Below are 22,530 nucleotides of genomic sequence, written 5' to 3'. Positions count from 1 at the left end.
TACAATCAATTCTTGGAACACTTAATTGCTCTTTTTAATTCTGTATACCCCTTAACAAATCAAGATATAAATTTGTTAAGAGAACGTTTGTTTATTCAGACTATTGATAAAAACACAATCCATAGTTACAATGGTAAAATTTGTAAAAAACTAAGCTTTGTAAAAAGTGGAATTTTTAAAGTTGTAAAAACAGATGAGAAAGGAAATTCATACATTCCTTACTTTATTACAAGTGGTCATTTTGCTGTTGATATAGACAGCTTTTCTAACAAGACTAATTCAGAAGAAGATATTATCTCTTTAATTCCTTCAGAAATAATTACCATTACCAATATTGATTATGATTATTTTGAAAAGGAAATTTTTAGTTTTTCAAAAATAATCAGCATCTTAAAAGAAAGAGCTTTACTCGAAAAAATGAAGTTTAAATCAGAAATGCTTATTGATGATGCAACAACTAAATATAAGAAACTACGACAACGTCAACCCGAAATTATTCAGCAAGTTTCTCAAAACGAAATTGCACTTCATTTAGGAATTTCACAATACACACTAAGCAGAATTAAATCTAAAAAATAGCTTTTTTGCCATATAGCAAAACTTATCTTTTTTTCTTCTATTAGTTTTATCCCATCATAATTAAAACAAAATAGATGAAAAGTTTAAAAGGAAAGACTGCACTTATTACAGGAGCCTCAAAAGGAATAGGAGCAGAAATAGCAAGGTGTTATGCTAAAAATGGAGCAAAGGTTATTGTCAACTATTTATCAGGTGAAGTGGCTGCGCAAAATTTAGTTAATGAAATTACAATTGCTAACGGAATTGCTAAATCAATCAAAGCAGATGTTTCTAAAATAGACGAAATAAAAATATTATTATCTGAAACCGAAAAGCATTTTGGAAAAATAGATATACTAGTAAACAATGCTGGAGTTTATCATTTTGAACCTTTTGAAATGATTCAGGAAAATGAATTTTATAGACAGATAAACGCAAATCTATTAAGTGTTTTATTCACCAGTCAACAAGCCTTAAATCACTTCAATCCAAACGGAGGAAGCATTATAAATATTAGTTCTATTGCTACTGTTAAAGCAACACCCATGACTGTTTTATATAGTGCGACTAAAGGAGCTGTGGATGCTATTACAACAACTTTGGCAAAAGAATTAGCACCAAAAAAAATTAGAGTAAATGCTATTTTACCAGGACCTACACACACAGAAGGAAATAAGATTAAAGGATCTGAAATGGGAGATTTTATAACAAATCAAATTCCCTTAGGAAGATTGGGAACTACTAAAGACACTGCAAATGCAGCAATTTTCTTGGGCTCGGATAACTCAGAATGGATTACAGGACAAAAAATAGGGGTATCGGGAGGTTTTGATTAAAAAGCTATCTATTTTATAAAAGCAGTACTTTAATATTCAGTATTTTTACATTTCAATTTTACTTATAAAGTATTGCTTTATTAATTTATCAGACTTATGAAAAAAGATATTCAAATTCCGGAATTAGAAAACGTTTTTATGGCCGTTGTAAAAGAATACAACGATGAGTTTCAATGTGAAGATTGGAATGTTTATTTGATAAACGACAAAGAAGAAGATTTAGAAATGATTTTAATTGTATCTAAAGGTTATGACGAAGATAAATTGATAGAAACTTCTGTAATGCGTAAAACACTTAAACAGTTACCTGCTAAATCTTTTGCTAAAATTGAATTGATTCAACCTGATTTATTCAAACTGACCAATTTTTTTAATACTACTTTTTTTGTAAGAAACACGATGTACGAAAAAAAGTTTGAGTTTGAAAAAAACACCATTAAAGAAGGTGCTTTGCGTGTTATTAAACAAATGGGAACTAAAGAAGGGATTATTAGTAAATAAAACTTTATAAAGAAAAAAGACCGAAAAGGAAATGAATTTTTCTTCTTCGGTCTTTGTTTTAATCTAACTTTTCTGATAGCATTTTAAAGTGTTTTCTAGGACTTTTTCCTTCGTAAACCACACTATAAACAGTATCTATAATAGGGGTTCTAGCCCCATTTATCTGATTAATTTCATAAGCAGATTTTACAGCATAATAACCTTCAGCCACCATTTTCATTTCCATCATGGCAGATTTTACAGTGTATCCTTTACCAATCATATTTCCAAACATTCGGTTTCTACTAAAAGTAGAATATCCTGTAACTAACAAATCTCCTAAATAAGCAGAATTGTTAATATTACGTTTCATTTTATGAACTTTTCTAATATAACGCTTCATTTCTCTAACCGCGTTAGACATTAAAACCGCCTGATAATTATCTCCATACCCTAAACCATGTGCAATTCCTGCAGCAATGGCATAAATATTTTTTAGCATCGCTGCATATTCAGTACCTATAATATCATCAGATGTTTTACAAAAAATATAATCAGACGTTAAACAATCTGCCAAATCTTTTGCTTTAGACTCATCTTGACAAGCAACCGTTAAGTAAGATAAACGCTCCATAGCCACTTCTTCTGCATGACAAGGACCTGCAATTACACCTATATTGTCAAACGGAATTTCAAACTTCTCATGTAAATGTTCCCCAACAATTAAACCTGTTTCTGGCACAATTCCTTTAATCGCAGAAAACACCATTTTATCAGCTAAAGAAACTGTTAATTTAGATAGCTCTGTATTTAAAAAAGCAGAGGGAATGGCAAAAATGATAATATCTGCATAAGCAGCCAACTCATTAATATCCTCAGAAAGAAAAAGTTGCTCTGTTCTAAACTCTACAGATGTTAAATAATTTGGGTTGTGATTGTGTTCTTTAATATACTCTATAGCAGTGGTATTACGCATATACCAACCGACTAAATCTACTTTTTCGCACAACATTTTAACAATAGCTGTTGCCCAGCTACCTCCTCCAAAAACTGCTACTTTAGTATCTTTTTTCATTAAAAATCAAACTTTTCAATTCGCTCAAAAATAAGACTTCTCTATGGAATTAACCCTTAATTTGCATTTAAATCACAAATCAATGCTTATTTTTATCGTAAATAAAAAACTAGTACGTTGACTATCAATTCTAAACTACCCAATTTACCAGAAAGTATTTTTACAACCATGAGTGGCTTAGCCAATAAACACAATGCCATTAATTTGTCTCAGGGCTTTCCAAATTTTGAAACCTCAACAATTTTACAACATTTGGTTAGTCAAGCCATGTCAAATGGACACAATCAGTACGCACATATGCGTGGAGACATTGAATTGCGAGAAGTGATTGCTCAGAAAATAGAAAACTTATATCAAACCAATTACAATCCTCAAAACGAAATTACCATTACCGCAGGTGCAACCGAAGCTTTGTTTAATGCTATTACCTGTTTTGTGAATAAAAATGATGAAGTAATTATTTTTAAACCTGCATTTGATAGTTACGAACCCGTGGTAAAATTAAACGGTGGTCTTCCTGTATTGATTCAATTAAACTATCCTGATTATAAAGTGAATTGGCAAGAAGTGGCTTCTAAAATAACATCAAAAACAAAAATGATTATTTTAAACACTCCTTTAAACCCAACAGGTACTTTGTTTACTAATAATGATATGATGGCTTTGCAATACCTTATTACCAACACCAATATTATTGTAATTAGTGATGAAGTTTATGAGCACATGACTTATGATGGACACCCACATCAAAGTGCTTGTAAATATCCCATTTTAAAAGCACAAAGTTTTGTGATTGCTTCTTTTGGAAAAACATTTCACAACACAGGTTGGAAAATTGGTTACTGCGCAGCCCCAAAATATTTAATGGATGAATTTATAAAAGTACACGAATTTAATATATACAGCATTAACACACCCACTCAAAAAGCATTTGCTACGTTTGTTAAAGATGAAAGCAATTATTCATATTTGAATCAATTTTACCAGAACAAAAGAGATTTGTTTCTAGAGGGAATTAAAAACTCTAACTTTACTTATGTCCCGTCTAAAGGAACCTACTTTCAATTGTTAAAATATGATAAAATTACTCAAGAAAACGATGTGGATTTTGCCAAAAGATTGGTCAAAGAATTTAAAATAGCCACTATACCTGTTTCTGTATTTAACGTTGATAATTTAGACGAAAAAGTTCTTAGATTCTGTTTTGCTAAAACAGATGAAACCATTATAAAAGCTACCGAAATATTATGCAAGATCAACTAAACATTACGCTCGTTCAAACTGATATTAATTGGATGGACAGCAAAGCAACTATTGATTATTTAGACAAACAGTTGGCTAACATTACTACTGATTTAATTGTGCTACCTGAAATGTTTAGCACAGGTTTTAGCATGGAGCCTACCAAAATTGCAGAGCCTATGAATGGACTTTCTGTTTCTTGGATGCTTGCCAAAGCCAAAGAATTAAACTGTGCTATTTGCGGATCTTTAAGTATAGAAGAAAACAACCAATATTTTAACCGATTTGTATTTGTAACTCCCAACGGAATTGAAACCATTTACAACAAAAAGCATTTATTTACTTATGGTAAAGAAGACAATGTGTACACCGCTGGAAACACATTTACAACAATAAACTACAAGGCCTTTAAGATAAAACCTTTTATTTGCTACGATTTGCGATTTCCAGTTTGGTCTCGTAATACAGACAATTACGAAATTGCTGTTTATGTTGCCAATTGGCCTGCCAAAAGAGCCTTTGCATGGAACTCACTTTTAACAGCAAGAGCCATAGAAAACATGTGCTATGTGGTGGCTGTAAATAGATTAGGAACTGATGGCAACAATCTAACGTATCAAGGAGATTCTCAGGTTATTGGCCCCTTGGGAGAATTACTTACTCATTGCAAAAACCAACCTGTTATGAGGCAAATTACACTCTACAAAGAAACAATTACCAAAGCTAGAAACCAATTTAGATTTTTAGAAAACAAAGATGAATTTGAAATTAAAAATTGATAGTTTTACGCTAAAAAGAGAATGAAAAGTTATTTTTTAGCACTGTGTTTAATTGTAGTAATTACTCTTAGTTGCACTAAAGAAGAATTAAACACAAAAATAGACGAAACTGAAACAGAGGTAAAACTCCTTGTTCTATCAGGAACTGATTTTTTTATAGAAAAAACAATTGACCACACTTATTTATTTAGTGTGGTAAGAGCAAACGATACTTTACTATTAGAAACGAATGATACATTACAAGGAGATTATAAAATAGTTTCTTTTAACACTGTGGTAAATCAAAAATCAGCTGTTATACAGTATACTTTAAGTAATAAGACATACTCTAGCAAAAGTGGTCTTATCACCATTCAAAAAGACTCTATTCATAAAATATCTGCAAAACTTAATGCGGTAATTATAGCCAATAATAATACCCAAGACAGCTTGCTGTTAGACTCAATTACGTTAGAAGATGTCCTTGTATATTCTAACACCTCACTATCTGACATGGAAGATGAAGATATTGAAGCACTCTTAACCGAGATTTATACTAAAGAACTTCCTATATTTTTACAATATCAATTTTTATTTGACTCTTTTTACACAAATCAAATAACGGAAAAACCATTTGGTTCCAAAACCGATTTAAACAGTCACACAGTCAAATCTACCAACATCGATTTAGACAAATTTTGGCAAAGTATCTATAGCACAATCCATTGGGCTAATAGGTTAGCAGAGGTTAGTGCTCTAACTTACAAAGACCACCCTAACAAACTAAACAGTAAACTTGCTGAGGCCTATGCTTTAAGAGCTTATGCTTATTCAGCTATTATCAATTGGTTTGGAAACGGACCTATGCTGTTAAAGACCATTACTAATATTCCTGAGCTTGAATATAAAAACACTAACGAAATTACAGCACAAATCACTAAAGACTTAGAGTTTTCTATACAATATTTACCTTCTAACTTTACAAAATCAGAAAATAGAATAACAACAGACTTTGCTAAAGTTTTATTAAGTAGAATCTATTTTATGCAAAACGAATATCAGAAAACTATTGACATTCTAGAGACAATAGTATCCGAAAACAAATACAGTTTATCTAACTCTGTTAAAACTCCAAAAACTTCTGAACTGCTTTATAGCTATGGTTTTAATTTTAGTTCATCAAACACCAATTCAGCTATCATCAATTCACTTAACAACAACTACAACCTAAGCATTCAGAGCTTAAACATTTCCAGATATTCCGAAGTTTTGCTAATGCTTTCAGAATGTTACAATCAAACAAACAACGTTACAAAGGCTATTGAATACCTAGATAAATTACGAACCAGATCTCAGCAACCTATTATTTCACCAACAATAAGTAAGAGTGAATTGTCTAAAACTATCTTTAAACAATATCAGAATGAACTACAATTAGACGGAAACAGATTCTACATTCTAAAAGCTTTTAACAAAGCTATAGATGAACTTAATATTGAAAATTATCAACTAATTTTACCCATACCCAAATCTGAGATTGAATTAAATGTAAATGCTAAACAGAATATAGGTTATTAAACACAAAAGAGCCTCTAAAAACTAGAGGCTCTTTTATGTTTATATTAAATTTCGTCAATTTGAATTTTAAGCTAATCCTTGATACACTTTTTCGCACCTTAAAAGCATTCAAATTGATCTTAATAAATTTCTTATGAAATAATTTTACTCTTTACTTTTTGCTCAACCTCTTTAAACAATTCATCAAAAGAAGTCTCTGAAACTTTTATAGGCTGATGAACTTCTATTGTCATTCTCACACCAATATTCATAGGAAACTGACCATATTCCCACAATTTCCAAGAGTTGTTTATGGTTACTGGTATTACCGTTGCTGATGGAGCAAATTTGGTTAAAACCTTCAATCCATTTTCAGAAAAACGTCTAGGTTGTCCGTCTCGACTTCTTGTTCCTTCCGGAAAAATAACTCCAGCTCTTTTATGTTTTTCTAAATATTTTGCAAATGCACCTATTGCAGATAGTGCTTGTCTTCCGTCTTTTCTATCTATTAATGCAGACCCTCCGTGTTTTAGATTAAAAGAAACACTAGGAATTCCTTTTCCTAATTCTTTTTTAGAAACATACTTTGGATGTAAATCTCTAAAAAACCAACCTAATGGAGATATTTCGTGAGAACTTTGATGATTAGATACTATAATAGTAGGCACTGAAGTATCAAATTTATACGTATTGATAAATTTCACACGAGTTCCTAAAATATAAAGTGATGCTATCAAGCAAAAATTTAACACATCTACTACTTTTTTATGAGTATTATATCCTCCTAGTTTTAGAGCAATCCATTGAATAGGATGAAATACGCACAAAATCAACGTATACATTAAATAAAATAATACTGATAAAGGATATGCCAATAGACTTTTAGCTAATGGCATTTTTTTATGCTTTGCCATAAAATTAGTTTATTGAAACCACTGACCCCAAGGAATTCTTGACAAGATAACCAACAATGCCAATCCGTAAAAAATAATAAAAGATTTATATTTTGCTACATCTTCCGTTGCTTTTTTATGCTTAGACCAACCAACAGTTACTAATACAATGGCAATAATCATCATTAAAGGATGCTCTACACTCATTAAACGCAACTCTGCATTTTTCATAGCATTTCCCATTCCAATCCCTTTTAATAAGGTGTACCAAGGAGAAACGTAATAGGTAATTAAACCAATAATTAACTGGGTGTGAGTTAAAATTAAAGCGATTAAACCTAATTTTCTGTCTCCAGCTTTAAATTGTTCATTTCTTTTTAAACTCATTATAGCATTAAAAACTACCATAGCTAAGGCAATTAATACAAAAGCTGCTAAAATTGAATGTACTGTTCTCATTGTTTAATGTTTTGTGGCAAATTTAATGATTTAGATTTATTATCAGCCATTAAAAAGATAGAGGTTGATGGAACCAAACATTTTGCGTTGTCCCAAACACCGTAATATTCTTTTTTGGGTATTAAATACCCATTAGCGTTTAAATATTTACCAGAATGTGTCTGATAAATCATTCTCATTTCACCTCTCAGTACTGCTTCTTTTACTTTTTCTATTCGTTCTTTTTGAGACAAATGTTGCTTTTTGTACAATTTATACAATTTAATTCCTATAGAATTGTTGTGTAAATCCATGTCTCCACTTACCTTGTCTGGAGTTGTTCTATCTTCTAATTTGTGTTCTTTAAAAAATTGATAATTTCCTTTTTCATGTTGATCTCCTAAACTTTTAGCCGATCTCCACCCTATTTCTTCTGCCAAACTCCACATCCAAAACGCGTGTTTAAATGCATCTAATTGGTTTCCAGCATGATGATTTCCCATGTTCTGAGTATGTAAAATAGAATCTACTACTTGCTTCACCTCTTTGGTAACCCTGTAAGCCCTTTTAGCCTTAAACGGATGAAAAATGACCCAGCACTTTTCTGCAGAACTTAATTTTTTAAATGCTTTTTTAGAAGATTGACTAGAAGCAACCGTTGTAAACAAAAGTGCTAACAATAAAACAGATCTAAATATTTTAACTTTCATAACTTCTTGCTTTCATTTTTTTCTGCAAAAATAGAATATATTTGTGCTATAAATTTATAATTTGAGCACATTAAAATCTTTTATAAAAAATACGTTGGTCTATGGTATTGCTGCCGTTTTACCAAAAGCTATTAATGTGTTTCTTGTGGCACTACACACAAAAATCTTACCAAGCACTGCCGACTTTAATACAAATACCGAGTATTACGTTTGGGCTGCTTACTTTAATGTTTTGCTTACTTTTGGAATGGAGACTACATTTTTTAAGTTTTTTAATGCAGAAAAGGACAAAGCACAAGTACTAAACACTACTTTTTCTATAATAGCATTGGTAGCCATCCTTTTATTAACTCCACTATTTTTTTTGGCAGACACTATTGCTCCCATATTAGAATTTAGCGAAACCAGTCATTTTAAAATCTTAATTATTACAGCTTTGTTAGATACCCTTGTGGTAATTCCTTTTGCTTATTTAAGAGTAAAAAACAAAGCGCTTAACTATGCTATTTTTAAAACATTAAATATTACTGTATATGCCATTTTAAACATTTTATTTTTGTGGTATTTACCAACGCATGGCTATCTAAACAACTTTAATTTATTCAATAACTCTTCTCAGGTGGGGTACATATTTTTAGCAAATTTAATTGCAAGTGGATTTATTTTTATACTATTACTCCCTCTGTTTTCAACCTTTAGAATACAGTTAAATTTTACATTATTAAAAAAAATGTTACACTATAGCTGGCCTATTTTAATTGCTGGAATTGCTTATATAACGAATGAGAATCTTGACAAATTAATACTCCCTAGATATTTAAATGAAAGTATTGCGGGTGCTTATGCAGGAACTTATAAATTGGGAGTTTTTATGTCTTTATTTATTACAGCATTTAAACTAGGTGCAGAGCCCTTCTTTTTTAATATTGCTAAACAGAAAAACGCAAAAACAACTTATGCCTTAATTTTAGAATGGTTTACCATTTTAGGTTCTTTAATTGTTTTATTCATAGTTTCTTATATTGATTTTTTTGCTAGTTTGTTATTAAAACAACCTGAGTATTTTGAAACCTTAGCTATTGTTCCTGTTATTTTATTAGCGAACTTATTGTTAGGTATATACAACAATCTTTCTGTTTGGTATAAAAACACAGGACAAACAAAATACGCTATGTATTTTTCGATTTTAGGAGGAGTTTTAACTATTACAGGCTTAGTCACACTGGTACCTATATTTGGTTATATGGGAGCTGCATGGGTTACTTTTGGAGTATATGCTGTTATGATGATAACTTCTTATCTATATGGTCAAAAACATTATAAAACTCCTTACCAAGTATTTAAGATAATTGGATTGTTTTTATTTACAACCGCACTTAGTTTTGTCTCTTTTTACTTTTTTAGAGGAGATTTTATGGTCAATACTTTATTTATTATTATCACTCTAGTCTTCTTATATTTTAGCCAACAAAAATTCATAAAACAAAGATTGGTCAACCGCTAAATAAAAAGTTACTTTTGCACAAAATCTCTTTAGTATGAAAGTCCAAATCATCAATAAATCTAAACACGCTTTACCACAATATGAAACCACAGGAGCTGCTGGTTTGGATCTAAAAGCAAACATAACCGAAAGTATCTTTTTAAAACCTTTAGAACGAACTATTGTTAAAACAGGTTTATTTATTGCATTACCACAAGGGTACGAAGCGCAAGTAAGACCTAGAAGTGGTTTGGCTGCCAAAAAAGGAATTACCGTATTAAACTCTCCTGGAACTGTAGATGCAGATTACAGGGGTGAAATTGGAGTGATTTTAGTAAATCTATCTAACGAAATTTTTGAGGTAACAGATGGTGAACGAGTTGCTCAATTGGTAATTGCCAAGCACAAGCAAGCTGAATGGTTAGAGGTAAATGAACTAAATACAACTGATAGAGGAGCAGGTGGATTTGGAAGTACAGGTACTAAATAAATTCCATGAAAAAAGAACTTAAAAATATTCTAGAGCTAAACATAGCTCTAATAATTATTGCGGGTGCTGCTCCTTTAGGGAACTATATCTCTCTACCTCCTGAAATAGGTATTTGGTCCAGATGCTTTTTTGCATTTATCACCCTTGCTATTTATGTAAAAATTAAAGGAGTCTCTCTTATTTATAATTACAAAAAAGACACAGGTTCTTTTATTTTTTGTGCTATTTTACAAGGAGGCCATTGGATTACTTATTTTTATGCACTTCAACTAGCTGGAGCTGGTCTGGGAGTGATCTCTTTATTTACATTCCCTATTTTCACCACCTTGTTAGAACCGTTTATTTTAAAGACAAAATTCAATCCAAAACATTTATTACTTGCCTTGGTTGTTCTTTTAGGGCTCTATGTACTAACTCCTGAATTTAACTTTGGAAATCAAACTAGTTTAGGAATCTTTTTTGGAATTATTTCTGCAGTATTTTTTGCCACAAGAAATATTTTAATGAAAAAACACGTAGCTACTTACGATGCTAGTATGTTAATGTTTTATCAAAATGGATGGGTGGCTCTTTTATTAAGCCCTCTTTTATTCTTATTAGACTTTAAGGTTACTCATTACACTAATCTACTCCCCTATTTAATATTTCTAGGAGCTTTTACTACCGCTATTGGTCACACTTATTATGTAAAAACTTTTAAATATTTTTCGGCAACTACGGCTTCACTATTAAGTTGTATACAACCTGTATATGTAGTAATATTAGCTTATTTATTCTTAAATGAACAACCTACAATTTCCACCTTAATTGGGGGTAGTATTATTGTTTCTGCCGTAATATTAGAGAGTTTAATTTCTAAAAAAGTTAAATCCTCTTAATCATTTTACCAGGCAACACTTGTACCAATCCTTTTATTTCTAACTGAAAAACAATGTTAGATATTTTGTAAATTGGAATGCCACTTAATCTAGAAATCTCATCCATATATAAAGAAGATATTTCTAACATTTCGTACACTTCTTTTTCGCCTCCTTCTAAATCTAAAAATAATTGAGGCTGAATTGCTTTTACACTAGTATCTATTTTAGATATCCAACCTAACTGTTCTATTAAATCTTCTCCAGACGTTATTAAAGCGGCTTTGTGTTGTTTGATTAAATTATTACATCCTTTGCTATAAACATCTGTAGACCTACCCGGTAGAGCAAAAACATCTTTATTATAAGAATTTGCTATATCTGCCGTAACCAAAGCACCTCCTTTTGCAGCAGATTCTACAACTATTGTTGCCTGACTCATACCTGCTACAATTCTATTTCTCTTTAAAAAATTTTCTCTATAAGGCGGCTCATCAAAACCAAATTCAGACAAAAACCCACCACTTTCCTTTACTTCCCTGTAATATTTTTTATGTTCTTTAGGGTAAACAGATCCAAAACCATGAGCCATTACGGCTAACGTAGACAAACCATTTTCTAACGCTTCTAAATGTGCACATATATCTATTCCAAAAGCATAACCACTTACAATTAAAGGATTGTATCCTTTTAAAGACAATAATAATTCTTTACAAAAATCCCTACCATAAGACGTAATATTTCTTGTTCCTACTACACTTATAACCCTTTTATATTCATTGCAATTATCATCCCCATCTTTAAATAGAATAACGGGAGCATCGGAACAGTTTAACAACTCTTTTGGATACTCTTTACTTTTATAATAAATGCAATTAATTCCTCTACTTAAAGCTCTATCAATTTCTTTTTTTGCTTTATCTACAGAGGTAGAACGGAATAATCTATCAAAAACTTTTTGGTTAACATTATCTCTAATCTCTTTTCGCTGATGTGCTTTGTATAATTCTACAGCACTACCATATATAGCAATCAATTTTTTAGCAGTAACACTTCCAACACCTTTGGTATCTTGTAGTGCTAAAGCATATTGAAGCTCTTCAATATCCATACGCAATATTTTTCTAATAAGTTACAAAAATGTTTCTATCAAAAAAGAGAAATCTAGTCTTGAACCTAATTATTTTTTTGATATTTTTGTGCTATGCAGTTATCAAAATACATAAGCGATTTACTATACAGATATGAGTGTGTAATGGTTCCCAACTTTGGAGGATTTGTTAGCAACACTTTGGCTAGTCAATTAGATTCTGAAAATCAAATATTTACACCTCCTAGCAAAAACATTTCTTTTAATGTTAACCTTCAACAAAATGATGGTTTATTGGTTAATCATGTTGCTACGTCTTTGAATGTTACTTATGATGAATCTGTACAAATTATTCAAAAAACAGTAGAAAATTGGAAGCAAGATTTACAAAACGCTCCCCTTTTACTACAAAACATTGGTCAATTTACTTTTATCAACAATCAATTATCTTTTGAACCAATTGATAAAATAAATTACCTAACCTCTTCTTTTGGTTTAAGTGATGTGGATGCGAATTACGTTTTAAGAAATACAATTATCACTCCACAACAAGAAGTAATTCGTAAAAAATCTTATACAAAATATATAGCTGCAGCTGCAATTGCTACAGGTCTATTTATTGGAGCAAACACCTATATTAGTAACCTTGCCAATCAACAAGAAATTGTAGCTCAGCAAGAAATCACTCATCAAATTCAGCAAGCATCTTTTAATATTCTAACTCCTTTACCTTCTATAACATTAAACGTTGAGAAAAAAGAAGTAGAAGCAGTTCGTTATAAGTATCATATTATTGCAGGTGCTTTTAAAGATGAAACCAATGCTGTAAAAAAAGTAAGCCTTTTAAACAAAAAAGGATACAAATCTAGTATTATTGGCTTAAACAAATGGGGATTGACACAAGTAAGTTACCAATCTTTTAACAATAAAAGAGAAGCTATCAATACTTTAAACAAGATTAGAAAAGTTGACAACAAACATGCTTGGTTATTTGTGAATGAATAAACTATAAAACCTATATTTAGGCCTACCTAAGTTTATAACTCATTATTTTATGAAAGCCAAAACATCATCTGCCTCTTTAGCAATTAGTACCGATATTATTTTACCTAGCGACACCAATGCCCTAAACGGTCTATTTGGTGGAGAGCTTTTAGCACGCGTAGATAGAATTTGTTGTATTGCTGCCCAAAGACATTCTAATTCTATTTGTGTTACCGTTTCAGTAAACAATGTATCTTTTGGTAAAGTAATTCCATTAGGAAGTATGATGACTATTGAAGCTAAAGTTTCTAGAGCTTTTAACTCCTCTATGGAGGTAATTGCCGATGTTTTTTTAGAAGACAGAAACTCTGGAGAGCGCACCAAAGTAAACGAGGCTATTTATACTTTTGTGGCTGTAGACGAACATGGAAAACCACATAGAGTTCCAGAAATAATCCCAGAAACCAAATTAGAAAAAATGCGTTTTAAAAATGCATTGCAAAGAAAACAATTAAGTTTAGTGGTGGCTGGTAAGTTAAAACCCCAAGATGCTTTAGAGTTAAAATCTTTGTTTGAATAGTTTACATTCTAGCCAACCAATACGTTGGATTTTGTCTATTGGTATCTTTCCAAATTTGGAATTTTAAAGTTGTTTTTCCTGTTACTTTATCTGTAAATACAGTTCCTAAAGATTGTTTTAAAACTACCTCTTGCCCTTTGGTTACATATACTCTATCTAAGTTATTATACAAAGAAATGTAATTACCATGTTGTATATACACTGCATTACGACCACTAACAGATTGTATTGCTAATACCGTCCCTTTAAAGACTGCTCTAGCTGATGCGTTTTTTTTAGTCGTAATATGTATTCCCTTACTATCTATTTTTATACCACTTAAAGTAGGATGTGGAATTACTCCGTAATTTCTAGTCACTACTCCTTCGGTTACTGGCCAAGGTAACTTTCCTCTATTTTCTTCAAAACGAGTAGCCAAAGCCTTTCCTTCTGGTGTTAACGCAAAACCTGATGACTTGGCATTTACATCTGGCTTACTAGTAGGGTTTTTAGATTTGTTAGATGCCGCAATAGCTTCTCTAATTACACGTTCAATTTCCTTTTCTATATCTCTTTCCTGCTGTTGCTTTTTCTTAATCTCTGAAATATAAATTCTTTCTTTAGATTTAATTTTTTTAACCAATAACTCCTGACTTTTTTGTTCAGTTTTTATTTTATCAGCCTCTCTTTTATGTTTTGTTACTAAAGTTTCTTTTTGCTTTTTTTGACCTTGTAATTCTCTGGTTAAATCAGCAATTTTTTCTGTTTTAGCAACAATAGAGTCTCCTTGTTTTTTTCTAAAGTTGGCATATTGTTGCATATACCTAAAACGTTTGTATCCTTGAAAAAAATCTTCAGAAGATAATAAAAACATCAATTTACTTTGTTCGGATTTACTTTGATAAGATTTTAAAATCATTTCTGCATAATCCTTTTTTAGAGCAACTAGCTCTTCTTCTAATTTTCTTCTAGTTTTTTCATTTTTCACAATCAGGTGTTCTAAATAATTAGCTTCTGCAGTAATAGCTTTAATTAAATCTGTTCGTACCTGAATTTTTTTATTGATGTCTTCTAAATTACTTAGTAAGTTTTTTCCTTCTTTTTGAGTACTAAACAACAACTTATTTACTCTTGCAATTTCTTGTTGCAACAGTGCTCTTTTTTTTTCTAACTCTTTTTGTTTGGCAGATTGTCCAAAAGAAAAAGTAATGGTTAAAATTAAAATACTAAAAAAAAGGAAGAATTTTTTACTCATCTACTTTTGTCTCTTTTTTAGATTTTAACTGAATTTCTTTGTCACAATCCTTAGGAATTCTATATGGGAAAGAAAGCGTTTCATCAAAAGTTACATCTTTATAAATCATAGAAATAACGGTTATCTTACCTTTGTTATTTGCCTGAAGCTCTACAACTTTAGGAAACAAAAACTCATTTACCATTTGGTGGGTTTTGTAATAGGCTGCAAACTTATTCAGGCTTAAAACTTGTTCTATTACTTGAGATTTTGTTTTAAAGGTAAAAGGATACAAAGCACCCTCTATATAATAACCTTCATTTTTGGTGTCATAAAAAAAGTAGGCATTGTCATGAATATCTACATTATATTTTTTAGAAGCTATGTTTAAAATCATATCTCCCATAAATAGTTTTTCTAGAACTCCATAGTTAACATTTACCCCAATTAACTCTTTTATAAACTCAAAAGATCCCTCAAAATAAGTCTTATCAAATTTATTATAATAGTGAACACTGTCTTTTTCTATCAACATTTTAACCACAGGAATTCCTAAAAAATCAGCACTCATCCAGATTTTTTCTCCTTTGGCTATTCTAAATTTAAGTCCTAATTTATGAGAAGAGTCTCCAATTTTATAAGACATTTTAGCATCAATCTTAACTGTTTTAATTCCAGAATCTTCAAAAGAATTTGCCTGATATTTCTTTATTAATTTAGACTCTCTAATTCTAGGTATGTCAACCTTAATAGGCTCTAGCGTTTGCGTAGAATTACAAGAAACCAAAAAAAGCAGTAAACACACTGCCAATAACCTAAACTGCATACGTTTATTTTTTGATGCAATATACAATTTATTCGTAGGAATCACAGAATCAAATCCCTTTAGGAATGGCATCAATTAATGCTTTTGTATATTCTTTTTGTGGCTGATTGTAAATAATATCTGCATCTCCAATTTCTTCTATTTTTCCTTGATTTAAAACAATCAATTGATCGGACATAAATTTAACAATAGAGAGGTCATGAGAAATAAATAAGTACGTAAAATCAAATTCTTTTTTTAGTTTGTTTAACAGGTTTAAAACCTGTGCTTGTACAGAAACATCTAGAGCAGAAACAGACTCGTCACATATAATTAATTTGGGCTGCAATGCTAATGCTCTAGCAATTCCTACACGTTGTCTTTGCCCTCCAGAAAACTCATGTGGATATCTAGAATAGTGTTCTTTTTCCAAACCCACTTTTTCTAACAACCGATAAATGTATTCTTTTCGTTTTGTATTATTTTCCAAAACCTTATGTTTTACCATCGGCTCCAAAATAGCCTCTCCTATTTTTAGAGTTGGGTTTAAAGAAGAATAGGGGTCTTGAAAAATTAACTGAATTTCTTGTCTGTATTTTTTTCTTTGCGAATTTGAAAGCGTGATTAAGTTTACACCTTTGTACCAAATTTCTCCTGCCGTAGCTTTTTCTAATCCTAAAATAGTTCTTCCTATGGTACTTTTTCCGCTACCAGATTCTCCTACCAACCCCACCGTTTCTCCTTCGTAAACTTTAAAACTAACATCATCTACTCCCTTTACTACATTGGGTGTAGCAAACCAGTTATTTTTAGAGGTGTAATACGTTTTTAAATTTTTAATTTCTAACAATGGTTTTTTGCTATAAATCTGTTGATGAAATTCTGCTCTATCTTTTGTAGAATAAACCTCTTCTTTAAAATTATGATCTATATAACTTGCTACCGATGGCAACTCTTTTAATCTGACATTTAGTTTTGGTTTGGCATTAATTAACGCTTTGGTATAAATTTCTTTCGGCTGTAAAAATACTTGTTCCACATTGCCTTGCTCTACCACTTTCCCTTTTTGCATCACCACCACCTTATTGGCTATTTCAGCTATTAAAGCCAAGTCATGAGTAATAAACAAAATACTCATTCCCGTTTCTTGCTGTAGTTCTTTTAATAGCAATACAATTTCATCTTGCACTCTAACATCTAAAGCTGTTGTGGGCTCATCAGCAATTAGTAACTTAGGTTTACAAGCAATAGCCATGGCAATCATTACTCGTTGTTTTTGCCCTCCAGACAGCTCATGCGGATATTGATTTAGCATTTTTTTTGCTCTAGGTAATTTTACTTTCTCAAACAACTGTAAAACCTCAGCTTCTATTTCTTTTGTTGATAATTGGGTATGGATTTCTAGCACTTCTGACACCTGTTCTCCACAAGTTAAACTAGGATTTAAAGAGGTCATCGGTTCCTGAAAAATCATACTAATCTCTTTTCCTACAATTTTTCTTAGTTGATTAGCTTCTAACTCTAATAAAGAAATTTTCTGATACAAAACTGTTCCCGTTACTTTAGAAATTTGCTTGGGTAACAAGCCCATTATAGCCATAGAAGTTACCGATTTTCCACTTCCCGATTCTCCCACGACTCCCACAATTTGATTGGGCATAATCTCAAAACTCACATTGTGAACTACCCGATTCGCTTTATTCTGATTTTGAAACGAGATACTTAAATTATGTATGCTAAGAATTGGATTCATGGTTTGCATTAAGAATTGAATTTTTAAAATTAACAAAACTATGTGGATGGTTTTAATTCTAGTTCTAATTTTTTAAAAGACAAACTCTAGAATTATCTCAAATAATATTTATATATATTTGATTTTATAGTTACTAAATCAACCTATGTACAACCGTAAAAGATATTTTTTTATTTTTGGAGCACTTGCCCTATTTTATTTTTTCTGTTTGGATCTTACCACACAACAAAAAAACAAAACGTCTGTTCCTAAAAAAGCACCAATTGTTAAACTAAAAAAAGCAGTAGGTCCTGTCAAAAAATCAGTTACAGGTTACAGATATAGAAAATATAGCCATGTAGCAAAGCTATACCAACGTTTGGCATTACCTGTTACAGAGTTGTGTATACAACACAAAGTTCCCCCCGCTGCTGTATTAAGTATTATTTCTTTAGAATCTGGTTGGGGAAATGGATACATTGGTAGAATTACCGGTAACTTTTTAAGTTTAAATGCTGTAGGTAGTGATGCTGAATTACCTGCCTTAACCATGCCAAAAGACATTACCACACAAACACCTATTCTAGATAAAAGTCGATTAAAAAAAATACCTAAAGCCAACATTGTATGGGAAGAAAGACCTCCTTCTTTAAAAAAAGATTATCGACCTGATAGCATTGCAGGAACGACACAAAATCTTGAGTTTTTAATCAATCATCCTGATGAAATGACCAAAGCAAATCTTAAAAATGTAGAAGATTTTGTATCCCGATTTATTTCTCACACTAGCCGTATTAAAGCCTATAATGAAGCTCGGACTTTGTTAGATGAACAAGTAGCTTTACACGGAATTCATGTTTTATTTGACCCCAAACTAAACGAAAAATTTATTTACACCATTGGTGGTAGACCTAACTCTTTTAACTTTAGAGAAACTTGGCCCAAAAAAGTGATGAATATTTTTAAAAATACAGGAATCAATAAATTAGTAAAAGATCTATACATACACGAAAAAACGTTTCAACAAGCATGGTAAACTTACCTCATTTTAAAATAACTACTAATACTAAAAGTTATTTGGATATAATTTAATATCTAAAATAACAAATACAACTCTCAATATATTCCCCTACTTTTGCACAAAATATTTTTGTGTGAATTATCTATCTATAGAAAACGTTTCCAAGGCTTTTGGAGAACGCGTATTGTTTGAAAACTTATCATTTGGAATTAACAAAGACCAAAAAATTGCTTTTGTTGCCAAAAACGGAACTGGTAAAACCCGCTTGTTAGAAATTATTGCAGGAAATGATATTCCGGATACTGGACAAGTAGTAACCCGTAAAGACTTACATGTTTCTTATCTGTCTCAAGAAGATGCTTTTGATGAAAATCAAACCGTAGAAGAAGTAATTTTTGCATCGGACAGTAAGGTGCTTAAAATTGTACAAGAATACGAAAAAGCCATTGAAAACCCAGATGATGCCGAAAGATATCAATTGGCTTTTGACATGATGGACCAATACAACGCATGGGATTTTGAAACACAATACAAACAAATTTTAACCAAACTAAAGTTAGAAAACCTACAACTTAAAGTAAGTGGTCTTTCTGGAGGACAACGTAAACGTTTGGCATTGGCTACCGTTTTAATTAGCAAACCTGATGTCTTAATTTTAGATGAGCCTACCAACCACTTAGATTTAGAAATGATTGAGTGGTTAGAATCTTTCTTTGCCAAAGAAAAAATAACCTTGTTTATGGTTACTCACGACCGTTACTTTTTAGAACGCGTGTGTAACGAAATTATAGAAATGGACAACGGACAGTTGTACAGTTATAAAGGAAACTACTCTTATTATTTAGAAAAAAAAGAAGAACGTATAGAGCTTGAACAAACCGTACAAGCCAAAGCTAAAAACTTATTTAAAAAAGAATTAGATTGGATGAGACGACAGCCAAAGGCACGTACCACTAAATCTAAATCTCGTCAGGATGATTTTTATGTAATTAAAGAAAAAGCCAGAGCAAGAAGATCTGAACACAAAGTTCAGTTAGAAATTAACATGGAACGTTTAGGGAACAAAATTGTCGAATTTCACAAAGTTTCTAAAGCTTGGGAAGACATGGTCATGTTAGATCAGTTTGATTATAATTTTAACCGTGGAGAACGTATTGGAATTATTGGTAAAAACGGAACAGGTAAATCTTCTTTCTTAAATGTATTAACTGGAAATACACCTGTAGATGCCGGTAAAGTAGTAGTAGGAGAAACGATTAAGTTTGGATACTACCATCAGTCTGGAATACAAGTAAAAGAGGGTCAAAAAGTAATTGAGGTTATTAAAGAATTTGGTGAATTTATTCCGCTAGCCAAAGGACATAAAATATCCGCAAGTCAATTGTTAGAACGTTTCTTGTTCGACAAAAAGAAACAATACGATTTTGTAGAAAAACTAAGTGGAGGAGAACGTAAACGTTTGTACTTGTGTACGGTTTTAATTCAGAATCCTAACTTTTTAATTTTAGATGAGCCGACCAACGATTTAGACATTGTAACGCTAAACGTATTAGAAAGTTTTATGTTAGATTATCCTGGAAATTTAGTTGTAGTCTCTCACGACCGTTATTTTATGGATAAAATTGTAGATTCTTTATTTGTATTTAGAGGAAATGGAGTGATTGAAAACTTTCCTGGAAATTATTCAGACTTTAGAGCTTATGAAAGTTCTGACAACAGCGAACAACAAGAAATTGTTCCTACTAAAATTGAAGCTGTTAAAGAAAAAACAAAAACACCTGCCAAACTAAGCTATTCTGAAAACAAAGAATACATTAACCTAGAAAGCGATATTGCCAAACTAAACCGTAAAAAAGAAGCGATAGAAGCAGAATTTGCTGAAGGTAAAATAGAAGGTGATGCTATTGATAAAAAATCTTTAGAACTACAAAAAATTATTGATGATATTGAGTTTAAAGAAATGCGTTGGTTTGAATTGAGTGAAAAATTAGAGGGGTAAAATAATACTTCAGAAATTATTACATACATCTCGACTCCGCTCGATGCCCCATAACAAGCCTCTTAGTTACTAAAGGTGTTCGAGCGGAGTCGAGAACTAAATAAAAAATCCCTAATTGAAAATTCAATTAGGGATTTTTTATTTTTATTAAGAATATAGCTTTTAGCTAATATCAATCACACTTTGTATTTGTGGAGCATGTTTTTTAACTGTAGCTTCTACTCCATTTTTTAAGGTCATCTGATTTACGTTACAACCCACACAAGCACCTTCTAACTTTACTTTCACAATATTATCTTCAATAGATACTAAAGATATATTTCCCCCATCAGATTCTAAAAAAGGACGGATTTCATCTAAAGCATTTTCTACATTTTGTTGTAACTCTTCTGCGTTCATCATTTACTTATTTAAGTCTTAAATATACTATTATTATTTTGTTGAACAACCGCTCATAGTTGTAATTTTAACAACTTCAGTAGGTGGTAAATCTTTGTTACGTTTTACCAACTCTGCTGCCATATTCTTAGTAATTTCTTTAAAAGCTACTTCTTGTGGTGTTCCTTCTTGCAATGCTACAGGGTGACCTACGTCTCCTGCTTCTCTAATACTTTGTACCAAAGGAACCTCTCCTAAAAAGGCAGTTTCTATATCTTCTGCTAAGTGTTTAGCTCCGTTTTCTCCAAAAATATAATATTTGTTTTCTGGCAATTCTGCAGGAGTAAAATAACTCATATTCTCTACAATTCCCAATACAGGAACATTGATGTTTTTTTGTTGAAACATAGCCACTCCTTTCTTAGCATCGGCTAAAGCAATATTTTGTGGAGTACTAACTACCACAGCTCCCGTAATTGGTAAAGCTTGCACAATAGATAAGTGAATATCTCCTGTTCCTGGTGGTAAATCAATTAACAAGAAGTCTAGTTCTCCCCAATCTGCATCAAAAATCATTTGATTTAATGCTTTAGAGGCCATTGGCCCTCTCCAAATGACGGCTTCGTTAGGATTGGTAAAAAAACCTAGAGACAATAGTTTAATTCCATAATTCTCAACAGGCTTCATTTTAGATCGTCCGTCTACATTTACAGAAATAGGTTTTGCTTTGGCAACATCAAACATAATATGCATAGAAGGACCGTATACATCGGCATCTAAAACTCCCACTTTAAATCCCATTTTTTGTAATGTAACCGCCATATTAGCCGTTACAGTAGATTTCCCTACTCCTCCTTTACCTGAAGCAATGGCGATAATATTTTGGATTCCTGGAATTTTTTCTCCTTTAATTAAATTAGGATTTGACTTAGGAGCTTCTTCCTTCTTTTTAGCTTCTACTGTTAAGTTTACCTTTACTTTTGCCGTTGAATATTTTGCTACAATTGCTTTTTCAATTTCAGTTTCGGTTTTCTTTTTTGCTTGTAATGTTGGATTGCTAATGTTAACATCCACCATAACTTCATCACCAAAAATATTAATGTTGGTAACGTTGTTATTTTCCATCAAACTTTTTCCCTCTCCAGGAGCTGTAATGGTTTCTAATACTGCTTTTATATCTGATTTTGTAATACTCATTTTACCCTTTTTATTTGGTGTGTAAAGATACGCTATTTCACTTTATTTATAATAACATACCTCCTATTGTCTGCTTTTAATTAAAATCTTACACATATTTGTAACTCTTGTTAGCTTAGCTACTTTTTTCTTACTAATTTCAACATCTAATTCT

Annotated in this window: 23 protein-coding genes; 13 read left to right on the top strand and 10 right to left on the bottom strand. The window is 31.4% G+C overall.

Annotated elements, in window-relative coordinates:
• Positions 1-12: 12 nt before the first annotated feature.
• From FHR24_RS02595 to FHR24_RS02585, 3 genes are all read left to right on the top strand, one after another.
• A complete protein-coding gene (locus FHR24_RS02595; RefSeq protein WP_167183442.1) occupies positions 13-579 on the top strand; it encodes a Crp/Fnr family transcriptional regulator in 567 nt (188 codons plus the stop codon).
• Between the two features lie 74 nt (positions 580-653).
• Positions 654-1,394: an SDR family NAD(P)-dependent oxidoreductase gene (locus FHR24_RS02590; protein ID WP_167183439.1), complete on the top strand. Its 741-nt coding sequence runs from the start codon at positions 654-656 to the stop codon at positions 1,392-1,394.
• Between the two features lie 96 nt (positions 1,395-1,490).
• Positions 1,491-1,895, top strand: coding sequence for a hypothetical protein (locus FHR24_RS02585; protein ID WP_167183436.1), 405 nt, complete (start codon positions 1,491-1,493; stop codon positions 1,893-1,895).
• A gap of 58 nt (positions 1,896-1,953) precedes the next feature.
• On the opposite strand, the gene FHR24_RS02580 is transcribed toward FHR24_RS02585, so the two are convergent.
• The gene (locus FHR24_RS02580) at positions 1,954-2,949 is read right to left on the bottom strand and encodes an NAD(P)H-dependent glycerol-3-phosphate dehydrogenase (RefSeq protein WP_167183433.1); all 996 of its coding nucleotides are present in this window, start codon (positions 2,947-2,949) and stop codon (positions 1,954-1,956) included.
• Between the two features lie 117 nt (positions 2,950-3,066).
• Here FHR24_RS02580 and FHR24_RS02575 point away from each other — a divergent pair, with 117 nt between their 5' ends.
• The 3 genes from FHR24_RS02575 to FHR24_RS02565 are packed head-to-tail and all read left to right on the top strand — an operon-like array spanning position 3,067 to position 6,527.
• Positions 3,067-4,212 carry a methionine aminotransferase gene (locus tag FHR24_RS02575; protein ID WP_167183431.1) on the top strand — a complete coding sequence of 382 codons (1,146 nt, stop codon included), beginning with the start codon at positions 3,067-3,069 and terminating at the stop codon, positions 4,210-4,212.
• The gene (locus tag FHR24_RS02570; protein ID WP_167183428.1) at positions 4,197-4,970 is read left to right on the top strand and encodes an amidohydrolase; all 774 of its coding nucleotides are present in this window, start codon (positions 4,197-4,199) and stop codon (positions 4,968-4,970) included. Before FHR24_RS02575 ends, FHR24_RS02570 begins: the two co-directional genes overlap by 16 nt.
• A 21-nt stretch (positions 4,971-4,991) precedes the next feature.
• A complete protein-coding gene (locus tag FHR24_RS02565; RefSeq protein WP_167183425.1) occupies positions 4,992-6,527 on the top strand; it encodes a RagB/SusD family nutrient uptake outer membrane protein in 1,536 nt (511 codons plus the stop codon).
• A 131-nt stretch (positions 6,528-6,658) separates the two neighbouring features.
• Here FHR24_RS02565 and FHR24_RS02560 read toward each other — a convergent pair whose 3' ends face one another.
• Genes FHR24_RS02560 through FHR24_RS02550 form a run of 3 tightly spaced genes read right to left on the bottom strand, consistent with a single transcriptional unit; the run spans position 6,659 to position 8,547 of the window.
• Entirely contained in the window at positions 6,659-7,420 is a 762-nt protein-coding gene (locus FHR24_RS02560) for a lysophospholipid acyltransferase family protein (protein ID WP_167183422.1), read from the bottom strand.
• 9 nt (positions 7,421-7,429) lie between these two features.
• The gene (locus FHR24_RS02555) at positions 7,430-7,858 is read right to left on the bottom strand and encodes a hypothetical protein (RefSeq protein WP_167183419.1); all 429 of its coding nucleotides are present in this window, start codon (positions 7,856-7,858) and stop codon (positions 7,430-7,432) included.
• Complete coding sequence (locus FHR24_RS02550; RefSeq protein ID WP_167183416.1) at positions 7,855-8,547, bottom strand: DUF6973 domain-containing protein; 693 nt, start codon at positions 8,545-8,547, stop codon at positions 7,855-7,857. The genes FHR24_RS02555 and FHR24_RS02550 overlap by 4 nt, the downstream gene beginning before the upstream one ends.
• Positions 8,548-8,608: 61 nt before the next feature.
• Between FHR24_RS02550 and FHR24_RS02545 the strand changes: the two genes are divergently transcribed.
• The 3 genes from FHR24_RS02545 to FHR24_RS02535 are packed head-to-tail and all read left to right on the top strand — an operon-like array spanning position 8,609 to position 11,398.
• On the top strand, positions 8,609-10,051 hold the full coding sequence (locus FHR24_RS02545; RefSeq protein WP_167183413.1) for an oligosaccharide flippase family protein: 1,443 nt from the start codon (positions 8,609-8,611) through the stop codon (positions 10,049-10,051).
• Between the two features lie 34 nt (positions 10,052-10,085).
• Positions 10,086-10,520 (top strand): dUTP diphosphatase, encoded by a 435-nt coding sequence (gene dut / locus FHR24_RS02540; protein ID WP_167183410.1) that lies wholly within the window; start codon positions 10,086-10,088, stop codon positions 10,518-10,520.
• A 5-nt stretch (positions 10,521-10,525) separates the two neighbouring features.
• On the top strand, positions 10,526-11,398 hold the full coding sequence (locus FHR24_RS02535; protein WP_167183407.1) for a DMT family transporter: 873 nt from the start codon (positions 10,526-10,528) through the stop codon (positions 11,396-11,398).
• Here FHR24_RS02535 and dprA read toward each other — a convergent pair.
• The gene (gene dprA / locus FHR24_RS02530) at positions 11,385-12,488 is read right to left on the bottom strand and encodes a DNA-processing protein DprA (RefSeq protein WP_167183404.1); all 1,104 of its coding nucleotides are present in this window, start codon (positions 12,486-12,488) and stop codon (positions 11,385-11,387) included. The two genes, FHR24_RS02535 and dprA, sit on opposite strands and share 14 nt — an antisense overlap.
• A gap of 93 nt (positions 12,489-12,581) precedes the next feature.
• On the opposite strand from dprA, the gene FHR24_RS02525 reads away from it, so the two are divergent.
• Together FHR24_RS02525 and FHR24_RS02520 are read left to right on the top strand one after the other, a co-directional pair.
• The gene (locus FHR24_RS02525; RefSeq protein WP_167183402.1) at positions 12,582-13,472 is read left to right on the top strand and encodes an SPOR domain-containing protein; all 891 of its coding nucleotides are present in this window, start codon (positions 12,582-12,584) and stop codon (positions 13,470-13,472) included.
• 49 nt (positions 13,473-13,521) lie between these two features.
• The gene (locus FHR24_RS02520) at positions 13,522-14,031 is read left to right on the top strand and encodes an acyl-CoA thioesterase (RefSeq protein WP_167183399.1); all 510 of its coding nucleotides are present in this window, start codon (positions 13,522-13,524) and stop codon (positions 14,029-14,031) included.
• 1 nt (position 14,032) lies between these two features.
• Here the strand turns inward: FHR24_RS02520 and FHR24_RS02515 are convergent, their stop codons facing one another.
• Genes FHR24_RS02515 through FHR24_RS02505 form a run of 3 tightly spaced genes read right to left on the bottom strand, consistent with a single transcriptional unit; the run spans position 14,033 to position 17,802 of the window.
• A complete protein-coding gene (locus tag FHR24_RS02515) occupies positions 14,033-15,265 on the bottom strand; it encodes a murein hydrolase activator EnvC family protein (protein ID WP_167183396.1) in 1,233 nt (410 codons plus the stop codon).
• Complete coding sequence (locus FHR24_RS02510) at positions 15,258-16,070, bottom strand: DUF4292 domain-containing protein (RefSeq protein WP_167183393.1); 813 nt, start codon at positions 16,068-16,070, stop codon at positions 15,258-15,260. Before FHR24_RS02510 ends, FHR24_RS02515 begins: the two co-directional genes overlap by 8 nt.
• 49 nt (positions 16,071-16,119) lie before the next feature.
• Positions 16,120-17,802, bottom strand: coding sequence for an ABC transporter ATP-binding protein (locus FHR24_RS02505; protein WP_167183390.1), 1,683 nt, complete (start codon positions 17,800-17,802; stop codon positions 16,120-16,122).
• Between the two features lie 208 nt (positions 17,803-18,010).
• Here FHR24_RS02505 and FHR24_RS02500 point away from each other — a divergent pair, with 208 nt between their 5' ends.
• Together FHR24_RS02500 and FHR24_RS02495 are read left to right on the top strand one after the other, a co-directional pair.
• On the top strand, positions 18,011-18,817 hold the full coding sequence (locus FHR24_RS02500) for a hypothetical protein (RefSeq protein WP_167183387.1): 807 nt from the start codon (positions 18,011-18,013) through the stop codon (positions 18,815-18,817).
• Positions 18,818-18,935: 118 nt separating this feature from the next.
• Positions 18,936-20,801: an ABC-F family ATP-binding cassette domain-containing protein gene (locus tag FHR24_RS02495; protein WP_167183384.1), complete on the top strand. Its 1,866-nt coding sequence runs from the start codon at positions 18,936-18,938 to the stop codon at positions 20,799-20,801.
• A gap of 162 nt (positions 20,802-20,963) precedes the next feature.
• On the opposite strand, the gene FHR24_RS02490 is transcribed toward FHR24_RS02495, so the two are convergent.
• Entirely contained in the window at positions 20,964-21,200 is a 237-nt protein-coding gene (locus FHR24_RS02490; protein WP_167183381.1) for a NifU family protein, read from the bottom strand.
• A gap of 33 nt (positions 21,201-21,233) precedes the next feature.
• The gene (locus FHR24_RS02485; RefSeq protein WP_167183379.1) at positions 21,234-22,376 is read right to left on the bottom strand and encodes an Mrp/NBP35 family ATP-binding protein; all 1,143 of its coding nucleotides are present in this window, start codon (positions 22,374-22,376) and stop codon (positions 21,234-21,236) included.
• Between the last annotated feature and the right edge of the window lie 154 nt (positions 22,377-22,530).

Origin of the sequence: Wenyingzhuangia heitensis (assembly GCF_011762155.1) — a bacterium.
GTDB classification, from domain to species: domain Bacteria; phylum Bacteroidota; class Bacteroidia; order Flavobacteriales; family Flavobacteriaceae; genus Wenyingzhuangia; species Wenyingzhuangia heitensis.
Note: the sequence above shows the minus strand (reverse complement) of the source record. Positions and strands in the feature narration are given on the sequence as shown.

Bases quoted from the DNA above. Each gene is read 5' to 3' on its own strand.
- FHR24_RS02590 (WP_167183439.1), top strand. From the start codon at position 654: ATGAAAAGTTTAAAAGGAAAGACTGCACTTATTACAGGAGCCTCAAAA.
- FHR24_RS02585 (WP_167183436.1), top strand. From the start codon at position 1,491: ATGAAAAAAGATATTCAAATTCCGGAATTAGAAAACGTTTTTATGGCC.
- FHR24_RS02580 (WP_167183433.1), bottom strand. From the start codon at position 2,949: ATGAAAAAAGATACTAAAGTAGCAGTTTTTGGAGGAGGTAGCTGGGCA.
- FHR24_RS02570 (WP_167183428.1), top strand. From the start codon at position 4,197: ATGCAAGATCAACTAAACATTACGCTCGTTCAAACTGATATTAATTGG.
- FHR24_RS02565 (WP_167183425.1), top strand. From the start codon at position 4,992: ATGAAAAGTTATTTTTTAGCACTGTGTTTAATTGTAGTAATTACTCTT.
- FHR24_RS02560 (WP_167183422.1), bottom strand. From the start codon at position 7,420: ATGGCAAAGCATAAAAAAATGCCATTAGCTAAAAGTCTATTGGCATAT.
- FHR24_RS02555 (WP_167183419.1), bottom strand. From the start codon at position 7,858: ATGAGAACAGTACATTCAATTTTAGCAGCTTTTGTATTAATTGCCTTA.
- FHR24_RS02550 (WP_167183416.1), bottom strand. From the start codon at position 8,547: ATGAAAGTTAAAATATTTAGATCTGTTTTATTGTTAGCACTTTTGTTT.
- dut (WP_167183410.1), top strand. From the start codon at position 10,086: ATGAAAGTCCAAATCATCAATAAATCTAAACACGCTTTACCACAATAT.
- FHR24_RS02535 (WP_167183407.1), top strand. From the start codon at position 10,526: ATGAAAAAAGAACTTAAAAATATTCTAGAGCTAAACATAGCTCTAATA.
- dprA (WP_167183404.1), bottom strand. From the start codon at position 12,488: ATGGATATTGAAGAGCTTCAATATGCTTTAGCACTACAAGATACCAAA.
- FHR24_RS02525 (WP_167183402.1), top strand. From the start codon at position 12,582: ATGCAGTTATCAAAATACATAAGCGATTTACTATACAGATATGAGTGT.
- FHR24_RS02520 (WP_167183399.1), top strand. From the start codon at position 13,522: ATGAAAGCCAAAACATCATCTGCCTCTTTAGCAATTAGTACCGATATT.
- FHR24_RS02515 (WP_167183396.1), bottom strand. From the start codon at position 15,265: ATGAGTAAAAAATTCTTCCTTTTTTTTAGTATTTTAATTTTAACCATT.
- FHR24_RS02510 (WP_167183393.1), bottom strand. From the start codon at position 16,070: ATGCAGTTTAGGTTATTGGCAGTGTGTTTACTGCTTTTTTTGGTTTCT.
- FHR24_RS02505 (WP_167183390.1), bottom strand. From the start codon at position 17,802: ATGAATCCAATTCTTAGCATACATAATTTAAGTATCTCGTTTCAAAAT.
- FHR24_RS02490 (WP_167183381.1), bottom strand. From the start codon at position 21,200: ATGAACGCAGAAGAGTTACAACAAAATGTAGAAAATGCTTTAGATGAA.
- FHR24_RS02485 (WP_167183379.1), bottom strand. From the start codon at position 22,376: ATGAGTATTACAAAATCAGATATAAAAGCAGTATTAGAAACCATTACA.